This is a genomic window from Streptomyces sp. NPDC006365 (assembly GCF_042870755.1).
Lineage (GTDB): Bacteria > Actinomycetota > Actinomycetes > Streptomycetales > Streptomycetaceae > Streptomyces > Streptomyces xiangluensis.
In genome coordinates this window covers 269,248-280,658 of sequence record NZ_JBIAHS010000010.1, presented here as the reverse complement: position 1 = coordinate 280,658, position 11,411 = coordinate 269,248, and the positions used below count along the sequence as shown (strand labels likewise).

Sequence of the window (11,411 nt, the reverse complement as noted above, 5' to 3'; positions counted from 1 at the left end):
GTTTTTCCGGCGTTTCACTTGGTTCGGTGTTCGTGTCTGGCCGCTGAAAATCGTCATGAACTATTCGATAGGCGAACCAAACGCTCACTTAGACGCCATCTCATTTGGTCGCCACGATAGGCTTTCAGCCGTGGTGGGGATCGTTGAGCGGCTGGTGCCGGATGAGCTGTGGGAACTGTTTCAGCGGGTGGTGCCTGAGGCACCGTCGCGGCCCCAGGGCGGTGGACGGCGTCGGCACGGCGATCGAGAAGTGCTGGCAGCGATCGTGTTTGTGGCCACGTCGGGCTACACCTGGCAGCAGCTGCCGGCAGCTTCGTTCGGACCGTCCGGAGCGACCGCCCATCGGCGCTTTTCCGAGTGGTCGAAGGGTCGGGTGTGGGCCAAGCTTCACCGCCTGGTCCTCGATGAACTGGGCTCCCGCGGCGAGGTGGACTGGTCCCGCTGCGCAATCGACTCGGTGAACATGCGGGCGATGAAAAGGGGGACCTGACAGGTCCGAATCCTGTCGACCGGGGCAAGTACGGCTCAAAGATCCACTTGATCACCGAGCGGACCGGTCTGCCCATATCTGTGGGAATCTCCGGCGCGAACCTTCACGACAGCCAAGCCCTCATCCCACTGGTCAAGGGCATACCGCCGATCCGCTCCCGTCGAGGGCGCCGCCGACGAAAGCCCGGCAAGCTCCACGCCGACAAGGGCTACGACTACTCCCACCTGCGGCGATGGTTACGCAGACGTGCCATCACCCACCGCATCGCCCGCAGAGACATCGAGACTTCACAACGACTGGGCCGTCACCGCTGGACCATCGAGCGCACGATGTCCTGGCTCGCCAGCTGCCGCCGCCTCCACCGCCGCTATGAACGCAAAGCCGAGCACTTCCTGGCCTTCACCAGCATCGCCTGCACCCTTATCTGCTACCGCAGACTCGCCTCCTGATTCGCTGGTGCGGGACGAGCGAGTTGGCGTTACGAGCCCTCGACAGGCAGCCCCGCCACGAACGTTGAAAGGTCGGACGCTTGAGGCGGCGCCTGCCCCTGCAGGAACCGCCGGTAGTGGTCGGTCACGAGACGACGCAGGTCTGCCTCGGCCGGTTCATCACCCGTTAGTTCGAGGGTGACCTGATGTGGCTCACCCGTCAAGCGCAACGGTCTGGCCAAGCCATCGAACCCGCAGACGTACTCGTCGGGCATCTCCCACCACGCCTCGGCGGCCGCTCGATCCTGGAGGACGTACATGTGGTGATCGTCATCGAAGAGGATCACGGGGCCGATCAGCGCAGTCACTCGAGGAGTATGGCGCACCCTACAAATCGGATGCGCACCCAGCCAGCTTGAGCACAGCCAAATGAGATGGCGTCTTAAAGGTAGTAACAGCGTGGGGGCACCGAGGACGAGGCACGATTCCTGGACCGCTCGCGGACGCGGTCCTGGACGGTCGAAGAACGCGTCAGCTGACCCGAAGACCGACCGCCAGCGTCAGTTCAAGGACCCGGTGCGGCGATGCGAGATCCGGAAACAGCTCCCGCAGCTGCGACATCCGGTATCGGACAGTCTGGGGATGGACGAACAACGCCGCCGCCACCTCATCCCGCCTGCCCTGGTGCAGCAGCCAGGCCCGCAACGTCTCCTCCAGCCGCCGCGCGGTTGTGACAGGCAAGGTCCGCAACGGTGCGAGGGCTCGGGCACGCAGGTCGGCGAACGCGTCCACGTCGGCGCTCAGCACCAGCTCGGGCAGGTGGTCCTCGGTGTCGCGAATATCAGAGGAGAGGGAGCGCGCGCGTACGGCTCGTGCGTACGAGGCGGACGCACGAGTCCATGGCCGGGGTGGGCCGACCACGGCGGTACGGTCGGTCAGCTGCCTCAAGAGATGTGATCGGTCGGCATCGGGGACGAGCAGCACACCGGTGGCATCCGGCAGATCGTCGAGGACGAGGGTGCTCGGGTCGAGCGCGCGGTAGGCAGGCCGGGCCTGGGCGGCGGGCAGCAGGACCGCTGTCAGCGAAACCGGAGGCTGCCACCCGGCCCGTTGAACAGAGGCCAGCAGCACGTCCGGGCTCGCGCCGGCGAGGAGGTCGCGGGCCAGGCGTTCCAGGTGGCGCTCGTGGGCCCTGCCCCGGGCGGCCAGTTCGTCGGCGTGGCCCGCGGCGCTCGAGGCGGAGAGCTCGTCGATGTAGGCGAAGGTCAGCTCGGCGAACTTGGCGACCTCGGCGGCGGGCAGACCCGCGGGTACGGCACCCGCTGCCAGGCATCGCCAGGCCACGCGGGCGCCGACGCGGTAGGCGCTGAGCAGGGCGTCCATCGAACGGCCGTCGCGCACCTCGCCACGGCCCAACTCGTAGGCTGCGTCACCGGCGTCGCCGCCTGTGGCGTTCCCGCTCGCGAGGTCCAGGTAGTGCCCCAGGGCGGTGCGGACGGCTCGGCGGATGGTGCCGCCCATGCTGCCCGAAAGGGCGTTGGCGTAGGAAGGGACCTCGTCGATGATCGCCTGGACGACCTCGTCGGCGGTGGTCTTCAGCGCGGCCCGAAGTGCGGTGACCGTCGTCTCATCCAGGGCCAGTTCACTGGCCCTCCGGATTGCATGGCTCACGTTTTTATTCCCTGCGCACAATTCAGCCGACCAGATTCACGTCCTGCGGTCAGGACTTTACGCCTTGAGGCGCAGCAAGCTGGAGTCATGACGAGTGCAGCCCTCCGCAGCAGGGCGTGGAAACTGCTGGAGATGGTCACGACGCCGCTGCTGCCGTCGGACTACCTCGACCTGGTCAGTCCGCTGCGTGCGGGCGCTGACCTGCGTGGGCGCATCGAGGCCGTGCACCCCGAGACGCGTGACGCCGCGACCATCGTGATCAGGCCGGGACGGGGCTGGCGCGGCCACACAGCCGGTCAGTACGTGCGGATCGGGGTCGACGTCGACGGGGTGCGCCTGTGGCGTGCCTACTCGGTCACCTCACCGGCAAACCGCCAGGACGGCCGCGTCACGATCACCGTGAAGGCGATCCCGGACGGCAAGGTCAGCAACCACCTGGTCCGCAGGGCGAAACCGGGCACGCTGATCCAGCTCGACCAGCCGACCGGTGACTTCGTGCTGCCGCAGGCCAAGCCCGCCAAGGTGCTCTACCTGACGGCCGGCAGCGGCATCACGCCCGTGATGGGCATGCTGCGCGACACCGAGTTCGACGACGTCGTCATGGTCCACTGCGCGCCACAGCCGCAAGACGTGATCTTCCGAAACGAACTGCACGACCTGGTCGCGGACAAGAAGCTGCGGCTCACCGAGGTGCACACCGACACCGACGGCATGCTCGACATCGCCCGTCTCGACGAACTCGTGCCCGACTGGGCCGAGCGCGAGACCTGGGCCTGCGGGCCCGCGGGCCTGCTCGACGCCGCCGAAGAGCACTGGACCGAGCACGGCGTCCCAGAGCGCCTGCACACCGAACGCTTCCGCCCCGGCATCGTCGTCGCCGGTGACGGCGGCGAGGTCACTTTCAGCACCACCGGCAAGACCGTCGACGCGGACGGCGCCACGCCGTTGCTGGACGTCGGCGAGGAGGCCGGCGTGCTCATGCCCTCCGGGTGCCGCATGGGCATCTGCTTCGGCTGCGTCACGCCGCTCAAGGCGGGCGCCGTCCGCGACCTGCGCACCGGCGAGATCACCGAGGCCGAGCCAGGCGTCCTCATCCAGACCTGCGTGTCCGCCGCGGCGGGCCCCTGCAACATCGAACGGTAGGAGCACCTTGACCGCCATCGACCCCACCGCCCACCTGACCGCGGAGCAAATCGAGGAGCTCGGCCGCGAGCTGGACGCGATCCGCGACGAGGTGATCGCCGACCGCGGCGAGAAAGACGCCACCTACATCCGCAAGGTCATCTCGGCGCAGCGCAAGCTCGAGCTGGTCAGCAGGGGCGTGCTGCTGTTCTCGATCTTCCCGCCCGCGTGGCTGATCGGCACCGCCGGCCTGTCCGTGGCGAAGATCATGGACAACATGGAGATCGGCCACAACATCCTGCACGGCCAGTGGGACTGGATGCGGGACCCGAAGATCCACTCCACCACCTGGGAATGGGATCACGTCTCGCCGGCCGACCAGTGGAAGCACTCGCACAACGAGCTGCACCACACGTACACCAACGTGATCGGCAAGGACAACGACCTCGGCTACGGCATCATGCGCGTCGACGAAGACCAGAAGTGGCACCCGTTCCACCTCGGCCAACCGCTGTGGAACTTCATCAACGCCTGCTTCTTCGAGTACGGCATCGCAGCGTACGACCTGGAGCTCGGCAAGAACCTGCACAAGCACCGCCGCAAGAACCCGGAGTTCCGCGCGCGGGCCAAGGCCGTGGGCCGCAAGATCCGTAAGCAGGTGCTCAAGGACTACGTGATCCACCCACTGCTGTCGGGCCCGTCGTTCCTCACCACGCTCGCCGCCACGTTCACCGCGAACCTGGTCCGCAACATCTGGACCCACTCGGTGATCATGTGCGGGCACTTCCCCGAGGGCGTACAGGTCTTCGAGCGCCGGTCGATCAAGGGCGAGACGCGCGGCCAGTGGTACCTGCGCCAGATGATGGGCTCGGCGAACATCAGCGGCAGCAAGGCCATGCACTTCATGACCGGCAACCTGTCGCACCAGATCGAGCACCACCTGTTCCCGGACCTGCCCAGCAACCGGTACGCCGAGGTCGCGGTGAAGGTGCGCGCGCTGTTCGAAAAGTACGAGCTGGAGTACGTCACCGGGCCGCTGCCCAAGCAGGTGTTCTCCGCGTGGCGCAAGGTCTTCCGGCTCTCGCTGCCGAACAAGAAGCCCAAGGTCAAAACGCCGGCTCGCGAGCAGGAGCTCGTCGCGGCATGATTCCCGGTAGTCGTCTCAACCGCGGCCGCGACCGTCAGGCCAACGCCACGCTCCATCGCATCGTGTTCACCCGTCTGCGGGTCGACCCGCGCACTCAGGACTACTACGAGCGCCGGATCAAGGAGGGCAAGACCCGGCGCGAAATCGTCCGGTGCCTCAAACGCTACGCGGCCCGGGAGGTCTGCCACCTGGTCAAACAGCTGCATCCAGACCCCCGCTCATAGGGGCTGTCGTGACAGATGAGAGGCTCAGGCGGGTGAGTGAGACACCACCGAACACCCTGCAATACCGCTTTGACGGGCCAGAAGACGCTCCGGTCCTGATCTTGGGTCCCTCCCTGGGTACCACTTGGCACATGTGGGACCGGCAGGTCCCGGAACTGATGAAGCACTGGAGGGTGTTCCGGTTCGACCTGCCGGGCCACGGCGGCGCGCCCGCGTACCCCGCCGGTTCGGTCAACGACCTGGCCGACCGGCTGCTCGGCACGCTCGACGGGCTCGGCGTCCAGCGGTTCGGCTACGCCGGCTGCGCGCTCGGCGGCGCCGTCGGTACGGAGCTGGCCCTGCGCCACCCGGAGCGGGTTGCCTCGCTCGCCCTGATCGCCGCCTCACCGCGTTTCGGCACGGCCGACGAGTTCCGCCAGCGCGGCGTGATCGTACGGACGAACGGCCTCGACCCGATCGCCCGTACGTCCCCGGAGCGCTGGTTCACCACGGGCTTCGCCGCCGCCCAGCCCGCGATCACCGAGTGGGCCGTGCAGATGGTGCGCACCACCGACCCCGGCTGCTACATCGCCGCCTGCGAGGCCCTCGCCTCCTTCGACGTACGCCCCGAACTCGGCCGGGTCGGTGTGCCCACGCTCGTTCTCGTCGGTTCCGACGACCAGGTCACCGGCCCCGCCGAGGCCCGCACCCTGGTCGCCGGAATACCGGACGCCCGTCTCGCGGTCGTGCCCGGCGCCTCGCACCTGGTCCCCGTGGAGCAGCCCGCCGCGGTCACCGACCTCCTCGTACGGCACTTCACCAGCGCCTGGCAGCCCGCCTTCGACACGACCTCCGGCCATATGGCGATCGCGGCGTCCCCGGTCAAGCCGGTCCTGGCCGCGGCGCCGCCGGTCGCGCCCGTCGCCGAGATCGCCGCCGCCGAGCAGCCCGAGGCCCTGGGCAGGCCCGACCCGTACGACGCGGGCATCAAGGTCCGTCGTGAGGTGCTCGGGGACGCGCATGTGGACCAGGCGTTCGCCCAGGCGGACGAGTTCTCCGGGGACTTCCAGGAGTTCATCACGCGCTACGCATGGGGCGAGATCTGGGACCGGCCCGGTCTGGACAGACGCTCCCGCAGCTGTGTCACGCTCACCGCCCTCGTCGCGGGCGGCCACCTCGAGGAACTCGCCTTCCACACCCGGGCCGCCCTCCGCAACGGCCTCACTCCGGCCGAGATCAAGGAGGTACTCCTCCACGCGTCCGTCTACTGCGGCGTACCGGCGGCGAACAGCGCCTTCAAGGTGGCGCAGAAGGTCATCCGCGAGGAGACCACGCCTCAGGAGTGAGCCCGCTCCAGGGGGCGGGGCAGGATGGAACCCATGAAGCTCACGAAGAAGTCGCATGCCTGTATCCGGCTCGAGAAGGACGGGCGCACGCTCGTCATCGACCCCGGCGGTTTCAGCGAGGAGGACGCCGCGGTCGGAGCGGACGCGATCCTGGTCACGCACGAGCACCCCGACCACTTCGACGAGGGCCGCCTACGGGCGGGTCTTGAGGCCAACCCCGGCGCCGAGCTGTGGACCCTGAAGTCCGTCTCCGACCGGATCGCGGCGGCGTTCCCCGGCCGTGTGCACACCGTCGGCCACGGCGACACCTTCACCGCCGCGGGCTTCGATGTCCAGGTCCACGGTGAACTGCACGCGGTCATCCACCCCGACATCCCGCGTATCACCAACGTCGGCTATCTCGTGGACGGCGGTCGCGTCTTCCACCCGGGCGACGCCCTCACGGTCCCCGACCAGCCGGTCGAGACGTTGATGCTCCCGGTGATGGCCCCCTGGAACAAGATCGCCGAGGTCATCGAGTACGTACGCGAGGTCAAGCCGCAGCGCGCGTACGACATACATGACGCCCTCCTCACCGACCTCGCCCGCCCGATCTACGACCGGCAGATCGGCGGCCTGGGCGGCGCGGAGCACCTGCGGCTGACGCCGGGCGCCTCGGCCGAACTCTGAGCGCAAGCCTCCCGCGGGTCCGTTGTCAGACCCTCCCGGTAGGTTGTGAGGCATGCGGATTGCCACCTGGAACGTGAACTCGATCACCGCCCGCCTCCCCAGGCTGCTGGCCTGGCTGGAGAGCAGCGGCACCGACGTGCTGTGCCTCCAGGAGGCCAAGACCACCGCCGAGCAGTTCCCCACCGACGAACTGACCAAGCTGGGCTATGAGTCGGCGGTGCACGCGACAGGCCGGTGGAACGGCGTGGCGGTGATCTCCCGCACAGGCCTCGAAGACGTGGTCAAGGGCCTGCCCGGCGACCCCGGTTACGACGGCGTCCAGGAGCCCCGCGCCATAGCCGCGACCTGCGGCCCGGTCCGCGTCTGGTCGGTGTACGTGCCGAACGGCCGCGAGGTGGACCACCCCCACTTCGCCTACAAACTCCAGTGGATCGAGGCCCTCAAGGCAGCGGTCGCGGGCGACGCGGGCGGCAGCCGCCCGTTCGCGGTGCTGGGCGACTACAACATCGCACCGACGGACGACGACGTATACGACATCGCCGCCTTCGAGGGCTCCACCCACATCACCCCGGCCGAGCGCGCCGCCCTCACCGACCTCCGCGAAGCAGGCCTCGCAGACGTGGTCCCGCGCCCCCTCAAGTACGACCACCCGTACACGTACTGGGACTACCGCCAGCTCTGCTTCCCCAAGAACCGAGGCATGCGCATCGACTTGGTCTACGGCAACGAGCCCTTCACAAAGGCGGTCACAGACTCGTACGTGGACCGCGAGGAGCGTAAGGGCAAGGGCGCGTCCGACCACGCTCCGGTGGTAGTGGACCTGGACGTGTAGCCGTCGCCCCGCAGGGGCGCGCCCCAAAGGGGCGCGGGGAACTACGCGACCAGCCACGGACGGCCCGCAGCCCCTCCACGACCTTCCGCGAAGCGGCGCTGCGGCGCCGCAGCTAGAGCAACCTCAGATCCACAGCCTCCGCCAGCGCAGCGAGCCCCGCATTGCCCGGATGCAGATGATCCCCACTGTCGTACACCGGCAGCATCCGGGACGGGTGCTCCGGATCCCGCAACACCGCATCAAAGTCCAGCACCCCGTCAAACGAGGAACTGGCCCGAATCCACCCGTTCACCGCGGAGCGCTCCGTATCGGCGGCTGCCGTGCACCGCGCCTCCCCCTCGCAGGGAACGATCGTCGCGGCCAGCACTCGCAGCCCACGCGCGTGCGCCCGGTCGGCGATCTCGCGCAGCCCGGCGATCACCTGGTCCGCGCCGGTGCCCCAGCGGACGTCGTTGACGCCCTGGAAGACGATGGCCGTACGGGCCGACGTCTGGGCCAGGACGTCACGATCGAGGCGGTTCACGGCGCTCACGCCGCCCATGTCGGTGGAGACGCCGTCGCCGGGGTAGCGGTCGGTGACCACACGGTTCGCCGAGATGCCGTGGTTGAGGACCCCGTAGTGCGGGACCACGTCCTGGTTCCGCAGCCGCCTGGCGAGCACATCGCCCCAGCGCAGGTTCGCGTCCGGCGTCGACTTCTCGCCGTCGGTGATCGAGTCCCCGAGCAGCACCACGGAACCGGGCCCGCCGCCCACGTCCACACCGGTCAGCAGGGGCCAGTTGCTGATCGTCGACGTGTACGCGTCCGGGCCTGCGTCCGCGGCATGGTCGCCCGGCCCGCTGAGGTACGACCGCTGAACGGCCAGGCTGTGCACGGGCGCAGCGGTCACCGTTCCCGGCAGATGGAGGCTCACGAGCAGATTGGCGTCCGCGGGCACGTCGAAGCCGAGCGGATCGCTGAACGCCTGTGCCCCCGCGGGGATTTCGGTCCCGGCGGCGCCCCGGAACGACAGCGGCACGGGAGTGCTCCGCGGGCTCGCGCCGGACGCCTGGACCGCCACCGTCGCCCTGCCGATTCGTACGGGCGCGGCGGCGAAGGTGTTGTCGAGCCGGATCCGTACACGCGGCCCGCCCGCCGAGGTGTGCACCACGAGGCGCAGCGTCCGGTCCGTCCAGGGCCCGACCGCCCCGTACCCGGAGGTGGAAGTGGCCCAACTGCCCGTCCAACCGGGTGAGTCGGCGCGTACCGACAGCGCGAACACATGCAGGTCGTCATTGCGCGGCAGCTGGACGGAGGCAACGTCCCGTCCCTCGGCGAGCGGCACGGTCACGACGTACAGCCGTGCCTTCTCGGCGAGTTGGCCGCCGGGCGTGTTGACGTGCGGCAGTGCCACGGCCTTCGTGGCGAGTGGCCCGCGGCGCCAGTCGGGTGCGGTCAGCCGGTACGTGGAGTGCGAGCCGTTCGCGTACCGCACCACACCCGTGCCCGTGGCGGCGTCGCCGGCCGTGCCTGCCACCAGGAAGGCGAGGGCGTCGCCACGGCCGCGGACCCGGACCGACTGGCCGTCGGCGCGCACGTTGTCGGGTTGGCCCGCCGCCCTGCGCGGCCAGGTCAGCCGGGCGCCTTGGACGGTCAGTGTGCGGCCCGGCGTCCAGCCCGCGGCGGTCAGGTCCCGAGCCGACAGGGAGCCGCCCGAACCGTCGAAGTCCGCCTGGCCGGGCCGCGTGTCGTCGCTGACGGCCGTGTTGTCGAAGAGCCGCTCCAGCGGGAGCGGCTCGGTCCGGGTGGGCAGCCCGGCCTTCGCGGACGCCGTCGGCACCGCCATCATGAGGAGAGCGAGAGCGACGGCCGGACCACAGACACGTCGGTGCACGACCGACTCCTCCCGTTTGCCGACAAGACGACACATGCGAGACGACAGATGTGACACGACAACTGCGAGACCACAGGTGCTCCGCGAAGCTAAGGAGACGTCAGGGACCCGTCAATGATCGACGCGCGAACTCCGGGCGAAATCCCCTGGAACAAGCGGCCCAGCGTGCCCTGTGGTGCGCCGGGCGATGCGGATGACAGGCTGGGAGTATGAACATCTCGTTCCTGGGCAACTGGCGCAAGAAGCGAGACCCCGCCAGAGTCGCTGTCTTCTCCGACAGCGAAAGCGATCGTGAGGGCGTGGCCGAGCTTCTCTCCGAGTGCGAACTGCTGCGCTCCCAGGCGCACCGGGCGGGGATCGAACTCGACGACTCCCCGGCCTCGTTGGAGGCGCTCGACCAGCTGTTGCCGCGCTGGCGCGACGACGAGGAGAGCCTGCCCTGGCTCGGCAACGACGCCGGCCTGTATCTCGGCACCGTCATCCTGCGCACGGTCCCCGGCGCGACCTGGCAGCTGTGGCCCAATGGCCAGCCGGTGATACGACTGGAATCCGGCCGGGAGATCGACGTCGTCGCCGCCGGGCACGAGTGGGCGGCAAGCGGCGTACCGGAACTCTCCCAGCTGTACGGCGAGGTCTCGGAGGCGTAACCCGGCGCCGTCCTCGGCGCACATCATCCCCGGCGTGTCCATCACCCCAGCGGTCCCCGTCACCCCCGCAGCCCCTGTCGCACCGGCCGGCGGTAAATAGGGCTTATGCCCGAAAGGTGCGTGTCGTACATTGGGTGCACTTCTGTCTGGATAGTTTGCGGCCACCGCGACACAGCTGAGAGTGAGTAGGGCCGGGCATGGCTGTCGAACCCTTGATCGAGCTGCATGACGTCAACAAGTACTTCGGTGATCTGCACGTCCTCCAGGACATCAATCTCACCGTCGGCAAGGGAGAGGTGGTCGTGGTCATCGGTCCTTCGGGATCGGGTAAGTCGACGCTGTGCCGGGCGATCAACCGGCTCGAGGTGATCCAGTCGGGGCAGATCAAGCTCGACGGGAAGCTGCTGCCCGAGGAGGGCAAGGACCTCGCGAAGCTCCGCGCGGAGATCGGGATGGTCTTCCAGTCGTTCAACCTCTTCGCGCACAAGACGGTCATGCAGAACGTCTCGCTGGGGCAGGTGAAGGTCCGCGGACGCAAGAAGGAAGAGGCCGACCGTCGCTCGCGTCAGATCCTCGACCGGGTGGGCCTCGCCGATCAGGCCCCGAAGTACCCGGCACAGCTCTCCGGCGGCCAGCAGCAACGCGTGGCCATCGCCCGCGCCCTCGCCATGGACCCCAAGGCGATGCTGTTCGACGAGCCGACCTCGGCCCTCGACCCGGAGATGATCAATGAGGTGCTGGAGGTGATGCAGCAGCTCGCGCGCGAGGGCATGACCATGATGGTCATCACCCACGAGATGGGCTTCGCCCGCTCCGCCGCCGATCGCGTCGTGTTCATGTCCGACGGCCGTATCGTCGAGGACCGCACCCCCGAGGAGTTCTTCACCGACCCGCGGAGCAACCGTGCCAAGGACTTCCTCTCCAAGATCCTCAAGCACTGACGGGTGACGCGTTCAGGAACTCCCTGGGGGAGCGGTAACTCA

Annotated in this window: 12 protein-coding genes; 9 read left to right on the top strand and 3 right to left on the bottom strand. The window is 68.6% G+C overall.

The annotated features are described in order from the left end of the window. Window positions 1-139: 139 nt before the first annotated feature. A protein-coding gene (locus ACFYO0_RS27215) for an IS5 family transposase (RefSeq protein ID WP_388681030.1) occupies window positions 140-939 on the top strand; the annotation gives its coding sequence in 2 pieces (ribosomal slippage) (window positions 140-475 and window positions 478-939; 798 coding nt in all). Window positions 940-968: 29 nt separating this feature from the next. Here the strand turns inward: ACFYO0_RS27215 and ACFYO0_RS27210 are convergent. Further along, entirely contained in the window at window positions 969-1,286 is a 318-nt protein-coding gene (locus ACFYO0_RS27210; protein ID WP_388680988.1) for a hypothetical protein, read from the bottom strand. Window positions 1,287-1,449: 163 nt separating this feature from the next. Then, window positions 1,450-2,589, bottom strand: a complete 1,140-nt coding sequence (locus tag ACFYO0_RS27205; RefSeq protein WP_388680986.1) for a PucR family transcriptional regulator — start codon at window positions 2,587-2,589, stop codon at window positions 1,450-1,452. Between the two features lie 87 nt (window positions 2,590-2,676). Here ACFYO0_RS27205 and ACFYO0_RS27200 point away from each other — a divergent pair, with 87 nt between their 5' ends. The 6 genes from ACFYO0_RS27200 to ACFYO0_RS27175 are packed head-to-tail and all read left to right on the top strand — an operon-like array spanning window position 2,677 to window position 7,908. Then, window positions 2,677-3,732: a ferredoxin reductase gene (locus tag ACFYO0_RS27200; protein WP_388680984.1), complete on the top strand. Its 1,056-nt coding sequence runs from the start codon at window positions 2,677-2,679 to the stop codon at window positions 3,730-3,732. A gap of 7 nt (window positions 3,733-3,739) precedes the next feature. Then, entirely contained in the window at window positions 3,740-4,858 is a 1,119-nt protein-coding gene (locus ACFYO0_RS27195; RefSeq protein ID WP_388680981.1) for a fatty acid desaturase family protein, read from the top strand. Then, entirely contained in the window at window positions 4,855-5,082 is a 228-nt protein-coding gene (locus tag ACFYO0_RS27190) for a hypothetical protein (protein ID WP_388680979.1), read from the top strand. Before ACFYO0_RS27195 ends, ACFYO0_RS27190 begins: the two co-directional genes overlap by 4 nt. A 32-nt stretch (window positions 5,083-5,114) precedes the next feature. Beyond that, on the top strand, window positions 5,115-6,407 hold the full coding sequence (gene pcaC / locus ACFYO0_RS27185; protein ID WP_388680975.1) for a 4-carboxymuconolactone decarboxylase: 1,293 nt from the start codon (window positions 5,115-5,117) through the stop codon (window positions 6,405-6,407). Between the two features lie 33 nt (window positions 6,408-6,440). After that, complete coding sequence (locus ACFYO0_RS27180) at window positions 6,441-7,076, top strand: MBL fold metallo-hydrolase (RefSeq protein WP_388680972.1); 636 nt, start codon at window positions 6,441-6,443, stop codon at window positions 7,074-7,076. 52 nt (window positions 7,077-7,128) lie between these two features. Then, window positions 7,129-7,908: an exodeoxyribonuclease III gene (locus ACFYO0_RS27175; protein WP_386345016.1), complete on the top strand. Its 780-nt coding sequence runs from the start codon at window positions 7,129-7,131 to the stop codon at window positions 7,906-7,908. Window positions 7,909-8,020: 112 nt separating this feature from the next. On the opposite strand, the gene ACFYO0_RS27170 is transcribed toward ACFYO0_RS27175, so the two are convergent. Then, window positions 8,021-9,736: an SGNH/GDSL hydrolase family protein gene (locus tag ACFYO0_RS27170; RefSeq protein WP_388681028.1), complete on the bottom strand. Its 1,716-nt coding sequence runs from the start codon at window positions 9,734-9,736 to the stop codon at window positions 8,021-8,023. Window positions 9,737-9,990: 254 nt separating this feature from the next. On the opposite strand from ACFYO0_RS27170, the gene ACFYO0_RS27165 reads away from it, so the two are divergent. Further along, complete coding sequence (locus ACFYO0_RS27165) at window positions 9,991-10,428, top strand: DUF6278 family protein (RefSeq protein ID WP_388680969.1); 438 nt, start codon at window positions 9,991-9,993, stop codon at window positions 10,426-10,428. A 197-nt stretch (window positions 10,429-10,625) separates the two neighbouring features. Next, window positions 10,626-11,369, top strand: a complete 744-nt coding sequence (locus ACFYO0_RS27160) for an amino acid ABC transporter ATP-binding protein (RefSeq protein ID WP_388680965.1) — start codon at window positions 10,626-10,628, stop codon at window positions 11,367-11,369. Window positions 11,370-11,411: the final 42 nt, after the last annotated feature.

Bases quoted from the DNA above. Each gene is read 5' to 3' on its own strand.
- ACFYO0_RS27165 (WP_388680969.1), top strand. From the start codon at position 9,991: ATGAACATCTCGTTCCTGGGCAACTGGCGCAAGAAGCGAGACCCCGCC.
- ACFYO0_RS27175 (WP_386345016.1), top strand. From the start codon at position 7,129: ATGCGGATTGCCACCTGGAACGTGAACTCGATCACCGCCCGCCTCCCC.
- ACFYO0_RS27160 (WP_388680965.1), top strand. From the start codon at position 10,626: ATGGCTGTCGAACCCTTGATCGAGCTGCATGACGTCAACAAGTACTTC.
- ACFYO0_RS27170 (WP_388681028.1), bottom strand. From the start codon at position 9,736: ATGATGGCGGTGCCGACGGCGTCCGCGAAGGCCGGGCTGCCCACCCGG.
- ACFYO0_RS27200 (WP_388680984.1), top strand. From the start codon at position 2,677: ATGACGAGTGCAGCCCTCCGCAGCAGGGCGTGGAAACTGCTGGAGATG.
- ACFYO0_RS27190 (WP_388680979.1), top strand. From the start codon at position 4,855: ATGATTCCCGGTAGTCGTCTCAACCGCGGCCGCGACCGTCAGGCCAAC.
- ACFYO0_RS27180 (WP_388680972.1), top strand. From the start codon at position 6,441: ATGAAGCTCACGAAGAAGTCGCATGCCTGTATCCGGCTCGAGAAGGAC.